This window comes from Halocella sp. SP3-1 (assembly GCF_003953885.1).
Classification (GTDB): Bacteria; Bacillota; Halanaerobiia; order Halanaerobiales; family DTU029; genus Iocasia; species Iocasia fonsfrigidae.
Genome location: NZ_CP032760.1, coordinates 2,991,817 through 3,017,447 on the forward strand (window position 1 = coordinate 2,991,817; position 25,631 = coordinate 3,017,447).

The window sequence follows — 25,631 nt, forward strand, 5'->3', positions numbered from 1 at the left end:
GGATTATTTGTAAATTTCTATCTTCTCCTCCAGTTTACTTCGTTTAATAATTACTATCTTTCTTTTATATTTTTTTATTATCCCTTCATCTGTCAATCTGTTCAATAATTTGGTAACAGTGACCCTGGAAGCCCCCAACAGATTAGCGATCTCCTGATGTGTCAGAACAATATCAATCATCTGACCACTCTTTACCCGAACACCAAACTCATCAGCAAATCTGAGCAAAAGGCTTGCCAGCCGACCCTCAGCATCCTGAAAAACAAGCTCTCTGATCTGACTTGTCAGCAGGCGAGATTTCTTAGCCAAGGCTTCAATAATCTTAATAGCCACTCCTGGATTTTTCATAATAATGGACTCCAGGTCAGCCAGCGAGATAATTACCAGTCTGGCATCTTCTATTACCTCTGCTGTCATTGGATGAGCATCCTGGGCAAAAAGGGATATTTCCCCAAAGATATCACCCTCCTGAAGTATAGTAAGGGATTTTTCCTTACCATCAGGTGACAGCAGAGATAGCTTTACCCTACCAGCTACCAGGATATAGAGCTTATCATCATCATTCCTTTCAAAGAAAATAACCTCATCCTTTAAATATTTCTTCTCATAGGCCTTCTCACAGATCAGTTTTACTTCATCCCAGTTAAGCCTGGAAAAAACAGCTAGTTCTTTTAAACACCTCTGCCTCTCCTCCATATAAAAAACCTACCCTTCAAAATCTTTGTCTTTTTGACAATCAGCACAAATGCCATAAAATTTTATCCGATGCTCTTTAATAATAAAATCATAATTTTCTTCTAATTTATTTTCAAAACTCTCCAGATCATCATCATTAAACTCTATAATACGACCACATTCCTTGCAAATAAGGTGATGATGATGTCTCCCATCTTCCAGATTTAACTCATAACGGCGGTAATTACTATCAAAATCAAGCTGGTAAGCTATCCCCAGCTCACACAATATCTCCAGACTACGGTATATCGTTGCCAGTCCTACATCAGGGTTTATCTCCTTTACTTGATCATATAATTCCTCTGCACTATAATGTTTGTCACTATTTTCTACCAACACCTCCAGGATTAACCTGCGTTGGGATGTTAATTTGTAATTGTTATTTACCAGTTTAGCTGTTAAACTCTCCAACAGTTGATCAGTCAATCTCTTCACCACCCTATTTAAATAGTTAAATATATTTTACCAGTCCAGAGTAAATAATACAAATTAAACTTAATTGAAATATTACTCAAAAAAGTTAGTATTTACTATTGACTCTTTTTGGAATTAATAGTATAATAATTTTATCATCATTTGTCGTTTTATGTAAAAAGAAGGGAGGATTTTATATGAAATCTACTGGCATAGTCAGGAAGATTGATGATTTAGGCAGAATGGTCATACCCATTGAACTGCGCAAGACAATGAATATCGATAAAAAAGACCCAATGGAGATCTATGTCGATGAAGAAAAAATTATACTTAAAAAATATGAACCAGCTTGTATCTTCTGTGGCAATGCAGATGACACCTTTGAATTTAAAGGAAAGGTTATCTGTCATGATTGTGCAGAAAGCATGTCTGAGTAACAGATCTCAGTAATTTTGTTAATGTTTACATAAATTAGCACCCTTACGTTCAGGGTGCTAATTTTTTTATTTATTTTTTTATTTATCTAGCAAAAATATGATCGCCAATACTGGCGACTACCGGTCTTGTTGAAATCCACTGAACATTGGTAGCAACTTTAGGATTATAGAAAAACAATGAACCATATGTCGGGTCATAGCCTAACAGAGCCGCCCGAGCCGCATCAATAGAACTCTTCTGTGGATAGAAATTAGCCTGCCCATCTAAAAGACAGCTAAACTGATTCCTCTGTAAGATAACCTCCCTAATACTATTAGGAAAACTATCACTCTCAACACGATTAATAATAACCGCCCCAACAGCAACCTTACCCCTGAAACTCTCACCCCTGGCCTCACCATTAATAATACGGGCCAGTAGAATTATTTCCTCTCTGGAAACATCCATTCTGCTTTCCAGATTACCTTTAGGCAAAGCCTGATAGGTTTCATCTCCAACAATCCCATCAGTCATTAAGCCATTATCTCTTTGAAATAATTTAACAGCATTAGTGGTACCTTTCCCATATAAACCATCAATTACCCCATTATAATAAGATAATTCCTTTAATTTCCTCTGTAAAATAGCTACATCTGCTCCTTCATCACCATCCTTTAGTATCCTTTCACCAAAGATAAGATTATAAGCGGCAGATACCTCTAGTTGATAGACAACTACAAATAGACAGATCAGGAATATAAATAATATTTTCTTTTTCAAAGTCTTTAAAGTCATTTTTCTTCCCCCCTTTTAAAAAACATCCTTTCTAATAACCTCATTATACGGGTAGTAAAAAACTCCCTGCTGTTCATGGGGTCAACCAGTATCGTCACAAAACCCATTCGATTACCTCCAAATACATCAGTAAAAAGCTGGTCACCTATAACAACAATCTCTGATGAATTAAGTGCCATTACAGTTTGAGCCTTTCTAAAAGCCTTTCCTGCTGGTTTAACAGCCTGTCCAAAGGCAGGCAGATCAAGTTTCTCACTAAAATAATTAACTCTTTTAGCTGTACCATTAGAAACAAGGCAGATTTGAAAACCCCTATCTTTAATCTCACTAAACCAGTCGATAATCTCCTGTAATATCTCTTCCTCTGACCAGGGTACTATCGTATTATCTATATCACAGATGACCCCCTTAATACCCTGTTTTTTTAGTAAGTCAAAATCAATTAAGAAAACATCCTGATAGTACTGATCTGGTTTTAACTTGTTAATCATTATACAGCACCTACTATTTTTTTATTATATACCATTTAGAATATTTTTATACATATCTTCTATATTACCTATATCATAAAATAAATCAAGTGAAATGTCAAATTAGTAAAAAAGAACCATAAATAGACCGGATATCCGGTCTATTTATTAAATAATCTGGCAAGCTCTTCTATTGCTTTTTTTTCTATTCTTGAAACATATGAGCGGGATATTCCCAGTATGGCTGCTACCTCCCGCTGTGTCAACTGCTCTCCATCAAGCAAACCGTAACGTAATTGAATAACCTTTTTCTCTCTTTCTGATAAATTCTCCAATTTATAATATAGTTTCTCTTCATTAATCGTTTTCTCAACCTTATTAATAACTGAATCTTCATTACCTTCCAGAATATCTAATAGGGTTATTTCATTGCCTTCACGATCAGAACCAATTGATTCCTGCAATAACATTTCATGACTGAGCTTTTTAGTTGATCTTAGATGCATCAATATCTCATTTTCTATACATCTGGCCGCATAGGTAGCAAGTTTGGTTTTTTTAGTACCGTCATAGGTATTAATCCCCTTAATTAAACCAATAGTACCAATAGAAATTAAGTCCTCATTATCAGTATGTGTTGAATCATATTTTTTAACAATATGGGCAACCAATCTTAAATTGTGCTCTATCAGTATATTACGAGCCTTTTCATCACCTTTAGTCATTAGCTCTAGATATTTCTGTTCATCCTCACGTGAAAGGGGTTCTGGAAAAACCTTTCCACTTCTGAGATAAGATACTAATATCAGGTAACCCTTTATCAGTCCAACCAAAAGAGATAACAAAAATAGTTCACCCCCTGAAATAATCCTAAACTATATATATGAGGTGAACCAGTAAAAAGTGAATAAAATTTTATTTTATTATTTGTAGAGGAATTTTCTCCTGAAGGTTTTTAAGTATCCCCAGAACATCATCTTTAGTCCCCTCTGTTACATCCAGAATAATAAGGCCTTCTTCCTTTTTATCTACTGTTACCATAGCCAGTCCCTCATAGGCCTTAAATAACATATCAATAAAAACTATTTCTTTACGGGGAACTTTGATCATAACCTCCCTGGTATCTGGCATGTCACTCATCAGCTTTTTCTCTCCTTAGAATGTAATACGGCTTAACAGGTCTACTGACAGGAATCCTAATTAGTTCTTTAGGATGAGGAGCCTCATTAACCATTTCACCATCTTCACTAATGATATAATCTATTTTATTAAGAAAGGATTTAAGCCCTGGACCCATTATCTCTACAAGATCACCTTTAAAAAACTTATGACGCACCTCAATCACAGCCTCTGACTCCTCTGGCAGGTACTGACGTACCATGCCCATAAAATCATAACTCCGCTGGTAGGCAGATGACTGATAATTATGGTCCCCGGCAGAAGGTTTTCTGTGGAAAAAACCAGTGGTATAATCACGATGGCTTACTTTTCTCAACTCTGCCAGCCATTCTTCCTTAAAAACATAATTTTGGGGATCAAGCAGGTAAGTATCAAGGGCTTTTCTATAAACAGAGGTCACTGTAGATACATAATGAAGGCTTTTCATCCGTCCCTCAATCTTAAGGCTGTCAACCCCTGTTTCAATAATATCCGGTATCTCATTAATTAAACATAGGTCCTTTGAATTCATGATATGTGTCCCTGATTCATCCTCATAAATAGGATAATACTCACCAGGTCTCTGTTCTTCCATTAAATAATACTGCCAGCGGCAGGAATGGGCACAGCGCCCTCTATTGGCATCACGATTTGCCATATAATTACTCAGTAAACAGCGCCCTGAATATGAAATACACATTGCTCCATGGATAAACATTTCCAGTGATATAGAACTTTTATCCCTGATTTCCATAATCTCATCTTTTGATAGTTCCCTGGCCAGGATAATCCTCTCAACACCCTGTTCCTGCCAGAAAGAAATACTGGCCCAGTTAACAGCATTTGCCTGGGTACTGAGGTGAACCGGAATTTCTATTCCTTCTAACTGCAGTATTCTCAAAATACCAGGATCTGATATTATCAGAGCATCTACTCCAATATCTTCTAACTGCTGAAGATATTCCTCAATCCCAATCAGATCATCATTATGTGGTATCATATTAACAGTTACATATATTTTACTATCATTATTATGACTAAATTCTACTGCTTCTTTTAGTTCCTCAAGGCTGAAATTATCGGCTCCTTCTCTCAATCCATAGTTATGACCACCGCAGTAAACTGCATCAGCACCATACAGTATAGCAAATTTTAATTTCTCCAGATTTCCAGCAGGAGCCAGTAGTTCTGGTTTTTTCAACTTCCCTTACCTCCTAACACTAATAGCAAGACCATCCCCCCATGGGAGTATAGTAGATTCCAGTAATTCATGGTTCATAATTACATCAATATATTCTTTGAGTCTATTTACCATTGTCCTTCTTTTATGTTTAATCAAACCCTTTTTTCTTACATAACCGCGGTAAAGTACATTATCAGCTATGATCACCCCACCAGAAGGTAGCAGTTCTAATACCGCTTCCAAATAATTTAAATACTGACCCTTGGCTGCATCAATAAATACCATATCAAAACTGCGCCTTAAAAGTGGCAGGATTTCAAGGGCATCACCTATCTTCAAATTTACCTGTCCGGAAATCCCGGCTTTGTGAAAATTTTTTTTTGCCCTTTCTGCCCTTTCTTCATCCCTCTCTATCGTAACAAGTTCAACACCCTGACCTGCGGCCCTGGCCAACCAGATAGTAGAATACCCAGTTGCTGTACCCACCTCCAGAATCCTTTCTGGTCTCTTAATTTGTACCAATATCCTTAAAAACTTACCCACCTCAGGGCTTATAATCGGGAGATATTCCTGGCGGGCCTTTTCCTCTATATCCCTTAATACATAGGTAAGATCATCCATCAGTTACCCTTCAACTCCTGTTGTAGTTTAATATGTTTATGATAGGTTCTGGAGAACTTATGGCTGCCGTCTTCCAGGGCAAAATAAAAGAGATAATCTTTCTCTGCTGGTTTCAGAGCAGCCTCAATAGAATCATCACCTGGGCTGCATATCGGCCCAGGGGGCAAACCATAATGGCGGTAGGTATTATATCTTGATACCACCTGTAAATCTGAATACAAGACCCTTTCTTTACGGGCAGGAAGACTATATTGAATACTGGCATCTATCTGCAGTGGCATTCTCTTTTTAAGCCTATTATATATCACAGCAGAAACCAGGGGTTTTTCTTCCTTGATTTTAGCCTCTTCTTCTATTAGAGAAGCAATAATCATTATTTCATATGGTGAATATTTACTGGCTAGAGAGCTGTCCTGTAATTTGTCCCACCAGCGCCGTTCAAATTCTTCCAGCATAAGTTTAAATATCTGTTCAGGTTTATATTCCCGGGGAATAACATAGGTATCTGGATAGAGAAAACCTTCAAGTACATACCGGATATTACTGGTAGATTCCTGTAAATATGGTTTATTAAATACCAAATTAGCCTTCTGGAGAAATGTTTCTTTATTATATAATGTTACCTCTGCCAATCGCTCAGCTATCTCTTCAACAGAAAAGCCTTCCGGGATAGTTACTTTATATGTTGCAATCCTACCTTCAACAAGTAAAGAAATTATCTCCATCATATTATATGATGGTTTAATATCATATAAGCCTGCCTTCAATTTACTATCATAACCAGTCAGGGCCATTACTACATTATAAAACGATTTTGACCTTATAAGCCCAAGATTCTCAAGTATCTCCCCCAGTTCCCGGCTTGTTGTACCCGGTTTAACCCTTAAAGAAACAAACCTTTCAGCATTTCTATCTACCGGTCCCATCAAATAACTTATTTGAAATACCACAGTAATTAAGATCACAAACAAAAAGAATATTATACCAGCTCTTTTCACTATTCCCTCTCCCTTTTAACTCTGGAATAGGAATATTATATCAAAGCTGCGCTCTTCATGCAATTTGTTCTAAAAGTGTTCCTTCTTTAATATGTATATTAGACCTATCAATTACTGTAATAACCACTACTTTATACAATCTAACCTCTATTATCACCGCAATATCATGCCCCTTATCAATTATAGCTATCTCTTCACCACTATTATTATAAAACATAATCTTATAATCAAGTCCTTTAATTACCTCTCCTACCACAGCCGGATTAATATCCCTCTCCTTCATCCTTCTTAAAGCATGTGTAGTAGTTTCAATCCTGAAACCATAATCAATAATACTAAACTCAGCCAATAACATAATTAGCCCCCCTCTAGTTTCTCTTAATAACATTATTTCCAGATAAGAAAAACTTATACTGTCAAAAATTGAGAGCAATTAACTATGCTATTAATAAAAAAGAGCCCCTTAAGGACTCAATTATTAAGCTATGTAATTTTACTATAACTCTAGATAAGCCTGTCTTACTTTAGCAAATTCTTCATCATTATCAATATGTGCTAAAACCTCTTCACCTTCGTTACCAATCAATTTCATAACAAAGGCTTCCTGTTCTTCATCATCCGCATTTTCAGCCGGGACCATAATAAAATAGCGCTGACTGTCAAGATTTAACTCCTCTTCTATCACATATTTTTCTTCATTTTCTCCATCATTTATAATTAATTGTCCTTCTTTTTCATTGATCCAAAAAGTCCCTTCTTTATTCATATACTCTTCCCCCTCTTTTCCTTGTTTTTTTCCTATTCTTCAAGTCAAGATAACCCTGTAATATCAGGGCTGCTGCCACAGCATCAATTACATCCTTACGCTTACTCCGGCTTAAGTCTGCCTCCAGGAGTACTCTTTCTGCTGCTACAGTAGTCAGCCTTTCATCCCATAAGTTGACTGGAATATCTACCCTTTTACGTAGAAAATTTACAAATTGATTTGTCTTTTCTACCCTTGGACCCAGGGTTCCATTCATATTTATAGGAAAGCCTACCACAATCTCTGTTATTTGATACTCCTCAAGGTAGTCCTGTAATTTAATAAAGTCTTCTGTAAGATTTTTGCGCCGAATAACCCCTTTACTCTGGGCTATCAGACCCAGGACATCACTAATTGCCACACCTATTGTTTTATCACCATAATCAAGACCCATTATCCGCAATTACTATAACCCCCAAAATTCTTATAACTATTGCAAACCAAAAACCGCCAGACTATCAGGCTCCATAACCACAACTTTAATAGCAAAACCAAGCCTTGGTAATTTACTCTGCTCTGTCTTAATATTGAAATCATTTATATTAGAATATCCTTTTAAGAAATCCCTGGCAGTGGCAACATCCATACCAAGTAAACTATCAGCTAAATCATCTGTATCAATAGCAGGTATAACAGGTGCCAGTAACCCCATTGTTATATTATACATTCCCTGACCAGCATCTTCAAGTTTAAGTTCAGTAATATTAACACCTGAACTCATTAACTGCATATTATTATCTAGTTTATCCTGGATTATTCTGGTGGCCAGCCTATCTAATTCATTATTCCTTATTAAATACCCACTAGCGGTTAAACTCGCTGTTGCCTTAAGTGTGTCAGCCTCATCACCTACCTGATGATTAAAATTAATCTCAGGTTCAGAATAGCTCAAGCCCTCTTCAATGATGTAATAATTTCCTCCCAATTTTTTATACATCCTGGTAACCAGTTTTGATTCTAATTCTTCTTTAATACTTGACTTTAAACTAGCTAGATCATTTTCAGTAACAAAGGGTATCCTTTTATCCCTACCACCACTTGTCGGTTCAGGGTTAATAACATGGATGTCTTTTAATTTATGGACAAAGGTATTAATTCTGCCAATACCAACATTAGCAGTACTACCTTTTTCTAAGGCCTCAATTCTAACCTCACCCATACCAGCCTTCATACCTACAGCTACATCCATTAAATAATCCACTGTTAGCTTTGGTACGACAAGCTCCTCTAAAGTCTGATATTTTTTTCCGTCAGAAGTACTTAGCCAAGTAGCAGCCGGTATTCTTACATCCTCAGACCGCTCATTAATAATTTTAACTATACCTGATGATTTTGTCTCCCCAAGAAGTCTAATTCCAGTAGTTTTTACTTCATCTTCCCCAGTAATCTCTACCTCAGTCTGGTGGATAGGTAGTCTTTTACTATCCCAGTCAATCCTGGTAAGGCTGGTAGAGCCGGCAATATTAAATTGATAGTTCATCTCTTTTACTACTGGTCTTATTTCAATTATTACAGTAGGATATAGAAAATAAAAATAGGCCATAACTAAGATCAGCAAACAAAGAAAAACACCCATTAAAGCTGAAAAAACATTTCCCCTCTTTTCCCTTCCTAAACTGTCATCATTATCATCAAAGTTTTGTTCTTTTCCTGCGGCTTCTGCCTGAAAGGGAATATTTCTTTCTAGAGCATTGAGGTCAGGATAGATTACAAAATTAGAGCTAATTACCTTATCAGCTAAAACAGGGTCTGGATTGATAAAAATAATTTCTTTTTTATACCTATCAGCATATTTCTTAATTAATTTTAAATTAACTGTACTATTTAAGATTAATAAACCATTACGTATCACAAGTGCAAGTTTATCAACAGGGGTAGTCCTGATTAATTCTATTAAGTCCCTAACTCCTTCTTCTTCATCTATATAAAAAACCCTATAGCCCCTTACTTTCAAGATAAACCATCCCTTCATAATTATCTAGTTTAGCCCCATATAAGGCAAGAGAACGCGGAGTTGTATGTTCAACACCTGTCAGGAGTCTATTATTATCAGATATTTTAGCAATATTCCGTCCGTTTAGCAGTTTTATAAGCGGTTTTTGAATAAAGGGGAGACATTCCTGTAGATTTAATATACTAAAGCCCTCTATCAACCCCTTTAAACCACTACCCCCACCACAGAAATAAATATTAGCAGGTAGCGGCTCCCCGGCTGCTAATTCGTGTAGTGAAAACTCAATACCCTGATATAATATCTGTAAATCCCCTTTTATTAATTTGTCTACCTGTTTATAATTATTACTTAGCTTTCGTTTGGAATAACTTAATTTAATAGCTTCTGCCTCTTGCAGTGAAACATGTAGATTCCGGGCCAGAGTACGGGTAAAAGCACGCCCCCCCATAGCAAACATCTTTGTCCCCTCTACACCACCATTTCTGAGCAATGCAATATCAGTTGTTCCCCCACCAATATCAATTATTATGGCCCCAAACTCATATGACTCATTATTCATAATACCCTGAGCTACTGCATAAGGTTCTGCCACAGTACCTACAAGTTTGCAATTTAATTCCCTGGCAATAGTCCGAATAGCACCAAGCTGAACCAGCGGTGCAAAGGTATAAAAAACCACAAGATTAAGATTATTACCCTGAAATTGATAAGGATTATTTACCCGGTATCCATCTATCTTAACCTCAACCAGGGAGTAGTGTATCAATTCAAGTTTAATATCACTTACTCCTGTTTCCTCTGCTGCCTTTTTAAGGGCTTGCTGGTAAGCCTTTTCCCGGCCCCTCTCAATCAACTCATTTAATTCCTTGTAATTTATTTTTTTATCTGAATTACTGCGAGCTTGTTTAACAGAAATCAACACTCCTTTGACAAATTCACCAGCAATACCACTAACCATTTCCCTGGGTCGGTATGGTGTGTAGTTTTCAGCCCCTTTTACCGCTTTTCTGGCTGTTTTAACTACACCAACTATATTTGTAATTGCCCCTCCATCCATATTACCATAGTCCTGTTTAACCCTGCTGAAACCTAAAATATTTTTCTCATCATTATTATACTCAATAATAGCTGCCTTTAAATATTCTGTACCTATGTCAAGAATCAAACGATGTGAAAAATAACTCTTCTTCTTTTTGGCTAGTATAGAATTTAATATACCCATTTTCTCACCCTCCATGATATATTATTACCATGTTTCTCCTATATTATTACCAATATAAGGATAATTATTTATATAAATATAATAGTGTTAACATGGGAAAAAAAAGTATTGTTGCAGAAGCAACTACACCGGAATCATTTACCAAAATAGTAACTATACTACCGGCAAGCCCGCCGAAGAAACCTGCTTTAAGATAAGGTCTTTTTATAAAGAGATCTTTTAATCTAGGACCAGGTTTTTTGAAAACAAATAAGAGATAAATAATAAAAGCAAATATTACCCTGGTCCAGATTGTCCATCTTAATAATTTGAGATTCATACTTAATTTTCGTTTTATCACTAATAATATATACTGCCAGTCCCCCTGAATTATTCTAAAAACCGCCTGACCAATATGACTCCTTATTCTCAAAAAGCCACTATAATCCAGATAAATAATTAGCAGAAATACTATTAAAGACAGCAGTATAATCCTAAAAACATTTTTTCTACCACTCAGGTAATAATATGTTGTTCCTCCTGCCAAAAGAAAGGTAATCATCCCACCAAAATTAGCTCCCAGGGTTGGAGATCCGATTAGATAAACTATTGACAAAAATATAGGCACAGCAGCTGGTATTAAATATTTTTCTATCCCATTTTTATAATCCCTGATTATTTCTATTAAACCAGTAAAAGAGATTAAAAAACCCCCAATAAATATTCCCATATATTCATTACCAATTCCATAAAAGCGAGCACCAATTATTGAAGAATACCCCAGTAATGAATCAGCCATTAAAGAATAATCATGAAAAAGGTCATAACCTATAGTAAGTATTGTAAGCAGAGCAATAAACACTACTCTATATAAATAATGCCGTATTAAACCTTCCACGACTATTAACTCAACTAAGGTTAAAAATAGGAGTGAAAATATCATCGCAAATGCTGTAAGGATAGGTAGGTTAGAGATGATAAGATAATTGAAGGGTACAAACAATACTGCTATTAAAAGATATTCAGATATAAAGTTAATTATGCTAAAAGATTTAAACTTACCCCAGACAATCCCCAAAATAGCAATTATAATTAATAAAAGTTGTAACAAAATAAAGCCTTTGATAAATACGGGGCGAAATTTAGAAATCAGAGTAATCCTTTTATTTAAGAGTTTTAATTCAGACCAGCTAAATTTGCCTGGGTAAGAAATTATTTTCATCTCCTGTTTAATACCATTAGTCAACATAAAGATTGACAGCAGGTCAGTAATCCTTATAACCCCTTTTCTACGGGTTGTTGATGTTGATAAATAACCTTGACAGATATTTCTCCCTGCCAGCAGGAGCCAACTCAATTTGGCACCCTGCCTGATCATCTTATCAGGGGGGGTAGGTACTATTATTCCTATCTGAGTTTCAGTCAGATCAAGTTGTGTTAATAAAAACCCCAGAAAGCTATCAACCCTTTCCAGAGCCTTTTTTTTCTCAAAGTTAATCATATCAACTGGCAGCTGCCCTCTGAACTCCTCTATCCTGCTTAGATCCCCGGTTTCAATTACCAAAGTATCAACTAAACTGGTATACTGATAATAACGCTCTTTTATAGCCTGCCAGTTAGTCTGGTATCCCCAGGGATATTTGCTTAATTCCAGGCTTGTTAATAAATCCTTACCAACATCACCCAGGGGGATATAACCATTTTCATCCATAAGCATGGCAACTACTGTTCTCTTTTCATTCCAGTATGTATCACTATTACCCAGTACAGCTATTTTAAGGTCATTTTCTCGGGCAATTTTTCCCCATAAACCAATTTCCGGGTTATAGTTATTCCCCTTATTATCTTCTTTAATTAAGGAAATTTGATTATTCAAGACAGCAGAACCAATATTTCTTCCCGTTTGAGAATATTTACTTTCCAGACATTTTTTTCCGGCACCAGCAGATAAATAGGCACTTTCAGTTTGCAAACGTCCTGCTGTCCGGACATTCATTAAACTAAAAGCACCTTTTTTTTGTAAATAATCTATATTTGGTGTTTTAGCAGAGTTGAGCTCATCCAGGCTCAATTTATCGGCAATAAGCCAGATTACCTGTGGTTGTTCTGCCCCCTGAGCAATGCCTGATAGGAGAAAAAGTGTTAAGGCAGAGAGAAAAAACAGTAATCTCTTCATTCCTGTCCTTACTCCTTCTTTTTCCTTAAGTATACCATAAAAAGGCCAATCCTATTCCAGATATTACAATAATTCCTGGAGGTAATTCCTTAAAAGTTCTTCTATGATATCATCTCTTTCAATTGTCCTGACCATAGTCCTGGCATCATTATAACTGGTGATATATGCAGGGTCACCAGATAGCAAATAACCAACAATCTGATTGATAGGATTATACCCCTTATTCTCCAATGCCTTATAAACCTTTTTTATTACATAGCCCGTTTCACTTAACTCTTCTTTGTTTAATTTAAACCTCATTGTCTTATCATTAAGATTATCTTCAGGCATCAAATCACTTCCTTTTTTAAGCCAGCCAGGCTTTAACTTTCCCTAAATTAATTATTATGTTATTTATAATATTCTTTGTTACCCCGCTAATTCCTCTTTAATTTACTTATTTTCAATTATTTTTTTTGCCTCTGCTAAAGCCTCTGGAATCTTTTCAACCTTTTGACCACCTGCCTGAGCCATATCCGGGCGGCCGCCTCCACCTCCACCTGCTATCCTGGCAACCTGGCCAATAAGTTTCCCAGCATGATAACCCTTACTGAGCAGGTCTTCACTAACTGAAGCTACAAAAATAACCTTCTGGCCCAGGTCAGAAGCAAGGACAATTACCCCTGAACCCATCCTGGAATTTAACTGGTCAGATAATTTACGTAAACCCTCATTATCAATACCTTTTAATCCAGCAGTGAGCAAGGAAATACCATTAATCTCTTGTATATTATTTAACAGATCATCTACTTTCAAATTTGCTAATCTATCTTTCATTGACTTCACTTCATTTTCAAGTTCTTTCTGCTGATTTAACAGGGCTTTAACCCTCTCTAAAAGCCTGGACCGGTCAGTTTTCAGTAAAGAAGCCGTCTCAGCTATTAATTCCCTTTCTTTATTGACATAATTAATTACCTCCATACCTGTCACCGCTTCAATTCTTCTAATTCCAGCTGCAACACTTCCCTCACTAATAATCTTAAATGAACCAATCTCAGCTGTCCAAGCAATATGTGTTCCACCACATAATTCTCTGCTATAATCCCCCATAGTAACGACCCGGACATTTTTACCATATTTCTCCCCAAAAAGGGCAGTTGCTCCCATTTCACGTGCTTTATCTATTTCAGTCTCTATAGTCTCCACTCTGAGATTCTCCAGAATAACCTGGTTAACCTTTTTTTCTACTCCATCAAGCTCAACAGCAGTCATTGCAGAGAAATGATTAAAATCAAAACGCAGTCTATCTGCTTCAACCAGTGAACCAGACTGATTAACATGTTCACCAAGTACCTCTTTTAAAGCCTTATGAAGCAGGTGTGTTGCTGAATGATTACGGGCAGTAGCTTTTCTCAGGTCGGCATAAACCCTAGTTTCAACAGAACTGCCCTGTTTAATTACCCCTTTTTTAACCTCAACACTATGGACTATTAATTCTGCCTTTTTCCTGGTATCAAAGACCTCAGCCATATTTTCAGCTGTTCTTAGTATCCCTTGATCACCAATCTGGCCTCCACTCTCAGCATAAAAAGGTGTCTGATTAAGGATTACCTCTCCCTTTTCACCACTCTGTAGCCTATCAACAGATTTACCATCTTTAATTATAGCAAGAATTTCTGCCTTGATTTTTAAATCACCATAACCAACAAAGTTAGTCCCTGACAGGTCTTTCTTTAATTTGCTATAGAGTATTTCATTCCCGATTCCGCTAAAGCCTATATCCTCTCTGGCAGAACGTGCCCTTTCCCGTTGTTTTTCCATCTCTTTTTTAAATTCATCTTCATCAATGGAAAAATCCGCTTCTTCCAGAATATCCTTAGTTAAATCAAGGGGAAATCCATATGTATCATATAATTTAAAGGCATCTTTCCCTGATAGTGTATTCTGATTACTTGCCTTTAATTTCCCTAACATCTCCTGAATAATGGATAAACCCTGGTCAAGGGTCTGTAAAAACCTTTCCTCCTCAGCTTTAACAATCCTACTGATATGCTCTTCCTTAGCAGATAATTCAGGATACCCAGTAGCCAGTGTGTCTATTACTACTGGAACCATACGGTACAAAAAGGGTTCTTGATAACCCAGTTTCCCAGCATAACGTACAGCCCTCCTCAAAATACGGCGAATAACATATCCCCGGCCCTCATTGCTCGGTAAAGCACCATCAAATACTGCCATAGTAATACCCCTGATATGGTCAGCAATAACCCTGAAAGCAGTAATAGTATCTTCATCTCTAGTATAATTAATACCAGTATCGCTTGCTATATATTCTATCATTGGTTTTAATAGATCTGTTTCATAATTAGATTCGCAATCCTGTAAGATAGAGGCAACCCTCTCTAAACCCATTCCTGTATCAATGTTCTTATTCGGCAGTGGAAGATATTCTCCATCCTCAGATTTATCATACTGAGTAAAGACAAGGTTCCATATCTCCAGAAAGCGGTCACCTTCACCACCAATTACATCCTCATCACCTGTTCCATACTCTTCTCCCCTATCATAATGTATCTCAGAGCAGGGGCCGCAAGGCCCAGTTCCTATCTCCCAGAAATTATCCTTTTTGCCCATACGTATTATCCTGTCTTCACTAAGACCTATTTTATTATGCCAGATCTGAAAGGCTTCATCATCATTTTGATAGATAGTAATCCATAATCTCTCCTCAGGCAATTTTAATACTTCAGTTACAAATTCCCAGGCCCAGGAAATAGCCTCCTCTTTAAAATAATCACCAAAAGAAAAATTACCCAGCATCTCAAAAAATGTATGGTGTCTGACTGTTTTACCTACATTTTCAATATCATTGGTTCTGATACATTTTTGACTGGTGGCAATCCTATTTCTTGGTGCTGTTTTACGTCCATCAAAATATGGTTTAAATGGTGCCATACCAGCATTAACCCACAGTATACTCGGATCATCCTGTGGTATTAGCGGTGCACTCGGCATAATTAAATGCCCCTTATCTTTAAAAAAATCCAGGTAAGCCTGTCTTATTTCATTGCCTGTCATTGACATCCTTATTTGTCCCCCTTAATTATTCCACTTATATGTAATTTCACAGTTAAGCGTATTGCATAATTGATTATTGCACTGACCCAGCACTCCCGGTATCATACATTAAGGTTGCCCTGCAAAAAATCTATTATGAAAGAGCCTTAGTTATAATAAATGATACTAAAAATCAGATTATTTGTCAATTGTACTGATACAGTAAATGTCAATATTCCAGACCCCTGATGATTAATTTAAAGACTACCTTAATAGTCCCTGCTATTGGGACAGCAAAAATCAAACCCCAGACACCCATTAATTCTGCCCCCACTAATAGAGAAAATATAACCCCCAGAGGATGTATTCCAACATTTTCACTCATTATTTTAGGGCTAATAATACTACTTTCCAGCTGTTGTATTACAAAATAGATTAGAGCAACAATAAGCGCCTTGCTCATTGAAACCCTTAATGCTATAAAGACAGCAGGTACTGCACCTATAAAGGGACCAATAAAGGGAATCATATTACTGAAAGTTGCTATGACTGCTAAAATTGTAAAAAACTTTAGTTTTAAAATAAAAAGACTTATTCCTGTTAAAAACCCTACAATTATGCTGATCCAGATCTGTCCCCTCAAATAAGCAACAAACATTTTGTTTAATTCTCTACCCACTTCCAGGAAAAGCCGTTTTCTGTCAGCAGGTATTATTTTTATGATCTCTCTTTTAATCTTGGGCAGGTCTTTTAATATATAATAAGTTATAAATGGGGCTATTACTAAACTTATAAGTATTGACAGTGAATTTATTATTATTTCTGTAATATTTTGTATAAAAGCAATCATCTGTTCTTCTAGCCTTGATAATGTCCCATCTATTACCTCTTTGATCACTACTGGCAGTTGTATACGGTGATATTCACGATTTAGATAACTAATATATTCATCAATAGTTCTTATATACTCCGGTATACTCTGTGTTAAACCCTCAAGTTCATTAATAAAAAGGGGGAGCATTATTAAAGCAATAAAACTACACATTAACAGAAATAGAAGCAGTAAGATATAAATTGCCCAGGACCGTGATACATTCCTTTCCCTTAAAAAACATACAATGGGATAAAAGAGATAGGCCAGTATAATACCAAATACAAAAGGAATCACAGCTGTCTTTACACTCATTAAAAAATAAATTATGCCCCATGTTAAAAGGAGCATAATTATTATTTTAAAATCCTTTTTCTCTATTTCCATATAGTATTTCAACCCCTGGTTTTATTGTGTACTCTCTTCCCTCAGTTTTTTTAAGGCCTCTTCAAGCTGGTTTATTTTTTTCCCAAAACTTATTTTACTGGTAATCTCCTTACCGATAAACTCACCCTCTTTAGCTGCCTTTTTTTCTGCCTCTTCCTGGGAATTTCTGAGCTCTTCTTCTTGATCACCAGTTTTTTCCGAATCTTCCTCACTGGCTACTTTCTTTATTCTATTAAAACCTGTTTCATCATTTCCTTCTCCATTAGCTGCTGTTTCCTTATCATTACTTCCCTTATCAGCTCCAGTTTCAGTATCATCTTTTTCCCCATCTTTCTTTTCCCCTGTCGCTTTTTTTTTCTGAGCAAGGAAAAAAACAGTCAAGCTCAAGAGACCGCCAAAAAAAACACCACTCCAAAAGCCATCTCTATTGATAGGTAGACACCCCCTGTATATAGTTCTTTACCTATTATCCCCTTAATACAATATTTTAAACTAAAATAAGGAAGCCTACTGACTTCCTTTTAAAATACCAGACAAACCCTCCCCATCAATGCCAACGTAAACCTGTGGAACCTTACCGAGTATAACTACCTCTGTTACCGGAATATCTGCATGTATATCAACACTATGACTTTTAAAGGGTACTATCAACTTTATTTGAGCAGCTACATCAAGATAAATCTTATGACGGGTCTGATTAATCCCGGCAGAAGTGAAACTGTCCTTGATTTTAGGTGGTTCAGTAAAACCAGCAGGTATTATTCTAGCTTCCAGTTTCGGCCCAAAACCTGCTAGAAGCTCAATGCCAAATATCTGTGCCAGTGGAACAGAGACTGTTTCCTGACTGGCCTCTGCTAACTTTTCCTGAATCCTTAATGATATACTGGAGGTGAATTTATTAATATTTTTAGTGTTAGGCTGCATTAGTACAATAGCATCACCACTCTTATTATAAACATAATCAATCATATCCTGATAATCAACTTTTTCTGCCCCCAGGTCAACTGCCTCATTTATGGCACTATTAGCAATCTTCACCGCTTCAACCTCAGCCAGACTAAAAAATATAGGGGTGATAGTATTATGTAGAAATATAAAAAAAAGCAGTAGTAAAATAATAAACACTATTAGTATTTTACAGATTGAAAAATTATTTAAAAACAAAACAATCCCCCCTTCTACTATCCTATGCAGAAAGGGGGAAATGTGTTAATCAATTTTCACTTTAGCAAAACGCCGCTTACCAATTTGAATAATCATACCATCTGTCACATCAGCATCAATATTTATCTTCTCCTGTTTCTCATCATTTATTGAAACTGCCCCCTGTTTTATCATCCGACGAGCCTCACTATTACTACTTAAAAGCCCGGTCCTGGCAATAAGATTAACTATCCACATCTTACCATCCTCAAGTTCACTCTCTTTGATGGTAAATTCAGGTATATCTTCAGGGAGTTTACCCTCTGAAAAAACCCGGTCAAATTCTGCTGCACCCTCATCTGCTGCAGTCTTTCCATGATACTGCTCGACTATTGTTAAGGCTAATTGCTTTTTATATTTCATGGGATTAAGCTGACCTTGGGCAAGGTTCTGCTTAATTTCCTTTAATTCATCTTCAGGGAGATCAGTCAATAATTCAAAATATCTACTTATTAAATCATCTGGAATAGACATCACCTTACCATACATATCATTAGGACTATCATTTACACCAATGTAATTACCCAGGCTTTTACTCATTTTATTGACACCATCTAAACCCTCCAGTATAGGCATCATCATTACAACCTGCGGTTCCTGTCCATACTCTCGTTGTAAATCCCGGCCAACCAGGAGATTAAAGCGCTGGTCTGTTCCACCAAGTTCAACATCTGCTTTTATAGCTACAGAATCATAACCCTGCATTAAAGGATAGAAAAATTCATGGACACTAATTGCCTTTTCATTACTAAAACGATTGGAAAAATCCTCCCTCTCCAGCATACGAGCAACCGTATACTTGGAGGAAAGGTCTATAACATCAGCAAATTTAAGCTCACCTAACCATGAACCATTAAAAACCAGTTTAGTTTTATCTTCATCAAGTAGTTTGGCAAATTGTTCCTGATATGTCCGGGCATTTTCCTGGACTTCCTCTTCGCTCAGTTGTTTTCTGGTTTGAGATTTACCGCTTGGATCACCAATCCGACCAGTAAAATCACCTATTATAAGATATACCTCATGTCCCAGGTCCTGAAATTGCTTTAGTTTGCGCAGTACAACTGTATGTCCTAAATGAATATCAGGTGCACTGGGATCAAGACCCAGTTTAACCCGTAAAGGTCTACCCTCTTTATCGGCCTTTATTAACTTCTCTTCTAATTCTTTTTTTGATATTAAATCCTTAACCCCTCTTGTTAATATTTTTAGCTGTTTTTGTATATTCAACTATCTACACCTGGTAAACTATTACCAGGTAAACCCCCCTTCATAATAACCCTTAAATTTTTTAAAAAATAAATTCCTATGTAAAAGTTTCTATTATATTATAACAGATAGAGTTATAGGTAACAAGGGGGGTATAATTTTGGGTGGTTTTATGTTATAATAGGTAATAATATTGAGAGGAGGACAAGCAATGGCTAAAAGTAAACGCCAGATAATTATAGCGTCAATCATCCTTTTATTTGCCTTGATTTTTGGTATTTCTATCGGCGCTATAACCTGGATTATACAGGACACTCCTGATATATCTAGTTACAAAGGCACTAATGAAGCCAGTATGATTTATAGTGCTGATGGGCAACTTCTGACTAAATTATATCGGCAAAATAGAACCAGCGTCCCCCTGGAACAGATTCCGGCCGACCTTAAAAATGCTATTATTGCTGTAGAAGATACTAATTTTTATGTTCACCATGGTGTTGATTTCTGGGGAATCATCAGGGCGGTTATTACCAATATCAGCAACCTAGGTTCACGACCACAGGGGGCTAGCACTATTACCCAGCAATTAGCAGGTAATGCCCTCTTAAATAGACAGAATGTATCTTATTACCGTAAGATTCAGGAGGCCTATCTAGCATTACAATTTGAAAGACATTATACCAAACCAGAAATACTTGAAATGTATTTAAATGAAATTTACCTAGGACATAGTGCCTATGGTGTTGAAATAGCTGCCCAGCAATATTTTAATAAACATGTCTGGGAATTAAATCTAAGTGAGTCAGCTTTAATTGCCGGCCTGCCAAAATCACCTAATTATTATTCTCCTTTTAATAATTTTGATGAGGCCATTAGGCGGCGCAATATAGTGCTTAATCGCATGCAGGAAGTAGGTTATATCACAGAGAAGGAAGCACAAGAGGCTAAACAATATGAAGTTAAGCTCCGCTCTAAGGAACTAAAACAAGAAGAACTGGCCCCTTATTTTATTCGTTATATCAGGGATCAATTGATTGATCGTTTTGGTGCTCAGTTAGTGTATGATGGAGGCCTAAAGGTCTATACTACTCTTGACCCTATCATGCAAAAGGCAGCCGAAGACGCTGTCACCAGTGCCCTTAAGGATAAATATATCCCCAGTGTTGAACGGGAAAACACTGCTGATAAACTACAACCGCAGATGGCTATAATTAGCATTGACCCCACTACTGGAGCAATCCGGGCTATGCTGGGAGGCAGAGGGAATGATCAATTTAACCGTGCAGTTCAGGCAGTACGCCAACCTGGTTCAGCCTTCAAACCCTTTGTTTACACTACAGCTATTAAAAATGGCTATACTACCTCCTATGTAGTCAATGATATGCCTATGTTAGCCAAAAGTGAAAAAGGGAAGTCTCTAAAAATCTGGCCGAATAATACTGCAAAGGAGTACAGGGGGTATGTCAGCTTGAGAACAGCCCTTAATCATTCTATTAATGTAGCAGCAGTCAAATTACTCCAGGAGGTTGGTGTTGATAATACAATTAATACTACTAAAGAAATGGGGATATCAACCTTTGAAACAGCAGATGGCAATAAAGAACATCTTTCACTGGCCCTAGGTGGATTAACCAAAGGTGTTACACCCCTAGAAATGGCCTCAGCCTATGGAATTTTTGCTAATCAGGGTATCTTGGTTGAACCAATTGCTGTTACCAAAGTCCTGGATAAAAATGACAATGTAATCTATGAAGCACATCCTCGCAAAAAAATTGTCCTCAAAGAAGATACTGCTTATATTATGACTAATATGCTTCAATCAGTAGTTAACAACGGAACAGGTTGGAGGGCAAGGATTAGCGGACGGGCTGTTGCCGGTAAAACTGGTACAACAAATGGATATTCTGATGCCTGGTTTGTCGGTTTTACACCAAACCTGGTTACCAGTGTCTGGATCGGTGAGGATAATGTAACTCCTATGGAATATAATCAAAAGGATGAACAGGGAAACTACCTCTTCCCTGAAGGCAGTGGTGGGCGGATAGTATCTAGTTCAGAGGCAGTCAGGTTATGGGGTAATTATATGCGGGAAGCGGTTAAAGATATGCCTGTAAAAGACTTCAAGGTTCCAGCTAATATTACTAAAGCTGAGGTAGACCCAGTTACTGGCTTACTGCCTAATGAATATACCCCTAGGACTGTTCAGGAAATATTCAGAAAAGGAAATGTACCAACAGAGGTAGAATCACTCCATCAGGCAACTGAAAAGCTTAGCATTGATAAAGAGAGTGGTTTGCTGGCTACAGCCAACTGTCCGAAAGAAAATATAGTAGAATATGAATATTTTGTTGATAGCGGCTACCGGGTAGGACCTGCCACAATTCATTTCAAACAGAAAGCTGACAAGGATAAAGACCCTGAAGATGAGGAACTTATTGAAGGTGTTTATCATGTTGCTGCCGGGGAACCTGTTCAGAAAATTGACCCTGAAACAGGTGTTCCTGAGAGGGATGAAACCGGGCAGGTAATCTATGAAACAAAACCTACCCAGTATTGTGATCTACACGGAGAAACAGATAACTTTATAAATAGTATCTGGGATTTCTTTAACAGGTTTTAGACTAGCTAATTAATTTCTACAATTGTAACCCCACTCCCACCTTCTTCAGGCTTTCCCAACCTGAAGAAGGTAATGTGGGGATTTTCTTTTAGCACCTCAGCAACAGCGTCTCTTAAGGCGCCTGTCCCTTTACCATGTATTACTTCTACCTGTTTTATGCCTGCCAGAAATACATCATCAAGGTATTTATCCAGGCGACCCTGGGCTGTATCATACCGTTCACCCCTAAGATCAAGTTTTGGTGAAACCTGCTGAGCCTTACTTACACGATATCTCTTAACCATTTCCTGTTTTTTATCATCAGGCATCTCGGCCTTGATAAGTTCATCAAGACCTGCCTTCAAAGTGATTATACCAGCCTGAATTGTTGCCTCTCCCTTGTCTTTATTAATATCTGTTACCTCTCCCTTACGTCCAACATTCTTTAGTCTTACCTGATCACCGATCTCTATCTCATCTGTAACCCTACTATTACTATCAATCACCTTACTATCCTCAAATTTCTTATCAACTTCTTTAAATTTTTCGTTTAATTTGCTTCCCATTCTATCTATCTCTGAACGGGAATTAAGATCATTTTGCTTAAGTTCCTGTAGGATTTGTTTACTTTCACGCCGGGCAGTATCTATTATCCCAGCAGCATCTTCCCTGGCTTTTTTGATAATATCCTGTTTATTCTGCTGTAAATCCTTTAACAGTGCTTGATACTTCTCTTTTAACTCAGCAGCTTCTTTTTCTTTTCTGGCAGAGCTCTCCTTTAATTCACGATACCTTTTTCTTTCACTATTAAGACCAGCAATAATACTTTCTACTTCAATCTCTTCCCCGGAAAGCATGGTTCTGGCTTTTTCAATTATAGCAGATGGTATTCCTAATCGATGGGCAATAGTCAAGGCATTACTACCACCTGGTATCCCCATTAAAATACGGTATGTTGGTTTAAGAGTCTCAAGATCAAACTCTACTGAGGCATTCTCTACCCCTGTTTGTTCATAAGCATAAGTCTTTAATTGACTGTAATGAGTTGTTACTATTGTAACTGCACCTATACTCTTTAGTTTTTCCAGTATTGCTATCCCCAGGGCTGCTCCTTCTCTAGGGTCTGTACCAGCACCTAACTCATCCATCAAAACAAGGCTGTCCTGGTCTGCCTTTTCCAGAAAAGACCTTATCCGGGTAATATGAGAGGAGAAAGTACTTAAATTCTGCTCAATACTCTGTTCATCACCTATATCAGCAAAGACGTTTTTAAATATTGAAAGGGTAGTTCCCCTATCTGCCGGAATGTGGAGTCCAATTTGCATCATCAAAACAAAAAGCCCCACTGTCTTAAGGGCAACAGTCTTCCCTCCTGTATTGGGCCCGGTTATAACAAGGGTGTTAAATTTATTATTGCCCACTGCTATATCAATAGGTACAACCTCATCTTTCAAAAGGGGGTGTCTCCCCTGTTTAATATCGATCATACCTTTTTCATTAATTTCAGGAGCAATTCCTTTAAGTTGATTACTATAAGCAGCCCGGGCAAAAATAAGATCAAGTAGTGAGACTATCTTCAGGTTTTCTTTAATTATCAGCATATCCTGCTGTACCAACCCGCTGAGCTGCTGGAGTATCCGGTATACTTCCTCTTCCTCTTGCCGCTGTAAGCCTTTCAGTTTGTTATTTAACTTTAGGACAGCCATGGGCTCCATAAAAAGTGTCATGCCACTGGCTGACTGGTCATGGACAATACCAGCAAAACTATTACGGTATTCTTGTCGAACAGGAACTACATACCTGTCCCCTCTTCTGGTTACTAAATTATCCTGCAGCATTGACTGATATTTTTGATCTTTAATAATATTATCTAATTTATCCCGAATACGGTTACCTATTATCCTTATCTCTGAACGAAGTGAGGCAAGCTTTTTACTGGCTCTGTCCTTTATTTCACCATATTCATCAAGGGCATGATCCAGTTCTTTTTTTAGTTCTGGCAGTGGGGTTAGTTTCTCACCCTGTGTTGTTACAGGGGCAAACCTCTGCTCAATCAAGCGGGGGTCTAGATTATTGATAAGGTCATTAAAATAAGCCTCCAAACGAGAATAAGCAGCAAGGGTATTTCTAACATTCATAAGCTCTTTAGCTGACAAGACAATACCCTTATCAACCTTCTTAAGTATCTCACGCAGGTCTCTAATTCCACCAAAGGGTGGATGACCATATTCATTTAATATTTCTTTAGCTGCAGTAACTTCCTGTAACCTCTTTTTAACATATCTTATATCTGAAACTGGAGTTAATTTCTCTACAATTTCTCCCCCGATTATAGTGGCTGTATGTTTTCTTACCTCTTCTTTAATTTTATTTAATTCAAGTATAGCAATAACACCTTTATCCAAAATTATTCCCCCTCAAATAGACAAGCAAATTAATTATTTCTTAAATCAAAAATTTATGAGATGTTAAAAGACCATGATTTAACTCATGGTCTAAATATATTCTGCAAATTCTGCTGAAGAAAGGGTGTCATAGACAATAACCTGGTTGCTAGAAATGAATTCTGTACCTGCTGGCTAATTGATGTTACTGGAAGCTTATTCAAAAATAAGACAAGAAAATAAGCCAGCAGTCCACCCTTAAGCAGTCCTAACAAAGCACCAGCAGCATGATCGATCGGTTTTAGAAACAGAAAATCAATGACATTCTTAAAAACCATACCAAGCAAATGGACTAATACATTGACTGCTATAAATAATACTGCAAAACTAATAAATTGTAATAACTGGGGTGAAGTTTCCACATATGGTGCAATATATTTTTGAAAACCATTATAATAATTAACAGCAATCAGTAAGGCAAAAACAATACCAATTATCATGCTTGTTTGTTTGATAAACCCTTTATTAAATCCTCCTATGACAAAATATAGAAACAGAATTAATAGCACTATATCAATTATTGTTACCCCATATCCTAATCAACCTCCTCCAGGAGAGATTCCAGCTCTTTATAGTCTTTTTTGAGTTTATTATGTTTATCTGCCAGCTTTTTAAACTCCTTTTCCAGGGTCTTGATATCCTCTGATTTTTCTTCATACTTATCCTTTAACTTATAATATTCATCTGCAACATTCATAATTGCCAGATTGAGAATACGCTGACGTGATAGGCGGGGATAAGCCCTGGAGATATCCTGACCGATAATATTGATATGGTGTACCAGCTTTTTTACATACTTCTCAGATAATTGTCCAACTATCACCATATCTTCACCGAGCAGTTTTACATTGTATTTATCTTTATGCTTATCCTCCACAGCCATTTTTATTCATCCCCCAGAAAAATTTCTCTATATTTATTAAATTCACTATTCAGGAAGGAAATCCTGCCTGCTATT

26 protein-coding genes are annotated in these 25,631 nt (G+C 36.9%); 2 read left to right on the forward strand and 24 right to left on the reverse strand.

Features of this window, described 5'->3' with window-relative positions:
- Positions 1 to 3: 3 nt before the first annotated feature.
- Entirely contained in the window at positions 4 to 696 is a 693-nt protein-coding gene (locus D7D81_RS14430) for a Crp/Fnr family transcriptional regulator (RefSeq protein WP_125990762.1), read from the reverse strand.
- Between the two features lie 9 nt (positions 697 to 705).
- Positions 706 to 1,161, reverse strand: coding sequence for a Fur family transcriptional regulator (locus tag D7D81_RS14435; protein WP_125992228.1), 456 nt, complete (start codon positions 1,159 to 1,161; stop codon positions 706 to 708).
- 185 nt (positions 1,162 to 1,346) lie between these two features.
- Here D7D81_RS14435 and D7D81_RS14440 point away from each other — a divergent pair, with 185 nt between their 5' ends.
- Positions 1,347 to 1,586 carry an AbrB/MazE/SpoVT family DNA-binding domain-containing protein gene (locus tag D7D81_RS14440; protein ID WP_125990763.1) on the forward strand — a complete coding sequence of 80 codons (240 nt, stop codon included), beginning with the start codon at positions 1,347 to 1,349 and terminating at the stop codon, positions 1,584 to 1,586.
- An 82-nt stretch (positions 1,587 to 1,668) separates the two neighbouring features.
- Here the strand turns inward: D7D81_RS14440 and D7D81_RS14445 are convergent, their stop codons facing one another.
- From D7D81_RS14445 to tyrS, 19 genes are all read right to left on the reverse strand, one after another.
- On the reverse strand, positions 1,669 to 2,361 hold the full coding sequence (locus tag D7D81_RS14445) for a cell wall hydrolase (RefSeq protein WP_164522272.1): 693 nt from the start codon (positions 2,359 to 2,361) through the stop codon (positions 1,669 to 1,671).
- The gene (locus D7D81_RS14450) at positions 2,358 to 2,852 is read right to left on the reverse strand and encodes a YqeG family HAD IIIA-type phosphatase (RefSeq protein ID WP_125990764.1); all 495 of its coding nucleotides are present in this window, start codon (positions 2,850 to 2,852) and stop codon (positions 2,358 to 2,360) included. Before D7D81_RS14450 ends, D7D81_RS14445 begins: the two co-directional genes overlap by 4 nt.
- Positions 2,853 to 2,992: 140 nt before the next feature.
- Complete coding sequence (sigK, locus tag D7D81_RS14455; protein WP_125990765.1) at positions 2,993 to 3,676, reverse strand: RNA polymerase sporulation sigma factor SigK; 684 nt, start codon at positions 3,674 to 3,676, stop codon at positions 2,993 to 2,995.
- Between the two features lie 70 nt (positions 3,677 to 3,746).
- Positions 3,747 to 3,971: a DUF4911 domain-containing protein gene (locus tag D7D81_RS14460; RefSeq protein WP_230866976.1), complete on the reverse strand. Its 225-nt coding sequence runs from the start codon at positions 3,969 to 3,971 to the stop codon at positions 3,747 to 3,749.
- Positions 3,964 to 5,190, reverse strand: a complete 1,227-nt coding sequence (locus D7D81_RS14465) for a peptidase U32 family protein (protein ID WP_125990766.1) — start codon at positions 5,188 to 5,190, stop codon at positions 3,964 to 3,966. Before D7D81_RS14465 ends, D7D81_RS14460 begins: the two co-directional genes overlap by 8 nt.
- A gap of 6 nt (positions 5,191 to 5,196) precedes the next feature.
- Positions 5,197 to 5,793, reverse strand: coding sequence for an O-methyltransferase (locus D7D81_RS14470; protein WP_125990767.1), 597 nt, complete (start codon positions 5,791 to 5,793; stop codon positions 5,197 to 5,199).
- A complete protein-coding gene (gene mltG, locus D7D81_RS14475; RefSeq protein ID WP_164522273.1) occupies positions 5,793 to 6,791 on the reverse strand; it encodes an endolytic transglycosylase MltG in 999 nt (332 codons plus the stop codon). The genes D7D81_RS14470 and mltG overlap by 1 nt, the downstream gene beginning before the upstream one ends.
- Before the next feature lie 55 nt (positions 6,792 to 6,846).
- Positions 6,847 to 7,146, reverse strand: a complete 300-nt coding sequence (locus D7D81_RS14480) for a DUF4258 domain-containing protein (RefSeq protein ID WP_125990769.1) — start codon at positions 7,144 to 7,146, stop codon at positions 6,847 to 6,849.
- Between the two features lie 141 nt (positions 7,147 to 7,287).
- On the reverse strand, positions 7,288 to 7,557 hold the full coding sequence (locus tag D7D81_RS14485) for a DUF1292 domain-containing protein (protein WP_125990770.1): 270 nt from the start codon (positions 7,555 to 7,557) through the stop codon (positions 7,288 to 7,290).
- Entirely contained in the window at positions 7,550 to 7,999 is a 450-nt protein-coding gene (ruvX, locus tag D7D81_RS14490; protein WP_125990771.1) for a Holliday junction resolvase RuvX, read from the reverse strand. Before ruvX ends, D7D81_RS14485 begins: the two co-directional genes overlap by 8 nt.
- Positions 8,000 to 8,026: 27 nt before the next feature.
- Entirely contained in the window at positions 8,027 to 9,550 is a 1,524-nt protein-coding gene (locus D7D81_RS14495) for a baseplate J/gp47 family protein (protein WP_125990772.1), read from the reverse strand.
- Positions 9,531 to 10,772: a cell division FtsA domain-containing protein gene (locus tag D7D81_RS14500; RefSeq protein ID WP_125990773.1), complete on the reverse strand. Its 1,242-nt coding sequence runs from the start codon at positions 10,770 to 10,772 to the stop codon at positions 9,531 to 9,533. Before D7D81_RS14500 ends, D7D81_RS14495 begins: the two co-directional genes overlap by 20 nt.
- Positions 10,773 to 10,836: 64 nt before the next feature.
- On the reverse strand, positions 10,837 to 12,927 hold the full coding sequence (locus tag D7D81_RS14505) for a hypothetical protein (RefSeq protein ID WP_125990774.1): 2,091 nt from the start codon (positions 12,925 to 12,927) through the stop codon (positions 10,837 to 10,839).
- A gap of 63 nt (positions 12,928 to 12,990) precedes the next feature.
- Complete coding sequence (locus D7D81_RS14510) at positions 12,991 to 13,257, reverse strand: IreB family regulatory phosphoprotein (protein WP_125990775.1); 267 nt, start codon at positions 13,255 to 13,257, stop codon at positions 12,991 to 12,993.
- 102 nt (positions 13,258 to 13,359) lie between these two features.
- A complete protein-coding gene (gene alaS, locus D7D81_RS14515) occupies positions 13,360 to 15,990 on the reverse strand; it encodes an alanine--tRNA ligase (RefSeq protein ID WP_205739229.1) in 2,631 nt (876 codons plus the stop codon).
- Between the two features lie 202 nt (positions 15,991 to 16,192).
- Entirely contained in the window at positions 16,193 to 17,221 is a 1,029-nt protein-coding gene (locus D7D81_RS14520) for an AI-2E family transporter (RefSeq protein ID WP_125990776.1), read from the reverse strand.
- 21 nt (positions 17,222 to 17,242) lie between these two features.
- Positions 17,243 to 17,608 (reverse strand): hypothetical protein, encoded by a 366-nt coding sequence (locus tag D7D81_RS14525; RefSeq protein WP_164522274.1) that lies wholly within the window; start codon positions 17,606 to 17,608, stop codon positions 17,243 to 17,245.
- A gap of 120 nt (positions 17,609 to 17,728) precedes the next feature.
- Positions 17,729 to 18,385: a sporulation protein YunB gene (gene yunB / locus D7D81_RS14530; RefSeq protein ID WP_164522275.1), complete on the reverse strand. Its 657-nt coding sequence runs from the start codon at positions 18,383 to 18,385 to the stop codon at positions 17,729 to 17,731.
- Positions 18,386 to 18,430: 45 nt separating this feature from the next.
- Complete coding sequence (gene tyrS / locus D7D81_RS14535) at positions 18,431 to 19,651, reverse strand: tyrosine--tRNA ligase (RefSeq protein WP_125990779.1); 1,221 nt, start codon at positions 19,649 to 19,651, stop codon at positions 18,431 to 18,433.
- A 190-nt stretch (positions 19,652 to 19,841) separates the two neighbouring features.
- On the opposite strand from tyrS, the gene D7D81_RS14540 reads away from it, so the two are divergent.
- Positions 19,842 to 22,250 (forward strand): penicillin-binding protein 1A, encoded by a 2,409-nt coding sequence (locus D7D81_RS14540; protein ID WP_125990780.1) that lies wholly within the window; start codon positions 19,842 to 19,844, stop codon positions 22,248 to 22,250.
- A gap of 5 nt (positions 22,251 to 22,255) precedes the next feature.
- Here the strand turns inward: D7D81_RS14540 and D7D81_RS14545 are convergent, their stop codons facing one another.
- From D7D81_RS14545 to D7D81_RS14555, 3 genes are all read right to left on the reverse strand, one after another.
- Positions 22,256 to 24,634: an endonuclease MutS2 gene (locus D7D81_RS14545; RefSeq protein ID WP_125990781.1), complete on the reverse strand. Its 2,379-nt coding sequence runs from the start codon at positions 24,632 to 24,634 to the stop codon at positions 22,256 to 22,258.
- An 83-nt stretch (positions 24,635 to 24,717) separates the two neighbouring features.
- The gene (locus D7D81_RS14550) at positions 24,718 to 25,182 is read right to left on the reverse strand and encodes a CvpA family protein (RefSeq protein ID WP_230866989.1); all 465 of its coding nucleotides are present in this window, start codon (positions 25,180 to 25,182) and stop codon (positions 24,718 to 24,720) included.
- A gap of 26 nt (positions 25,183 to 25,208) precedes the next feature.
- Positions 25,209 to 25,556, reverse strand: a complete 348-nt coding sequence (locus D7D81_RS14555; RefSeq protein WP_125990783.1) for a cell division protein ZapA — start codon at positions 25,554 to 25,556, stop codon at positions 25,209 to 25,211.
- Between the last annotated feature and the right edge of the window lie 75 nt (positions 25,557 to 25,631).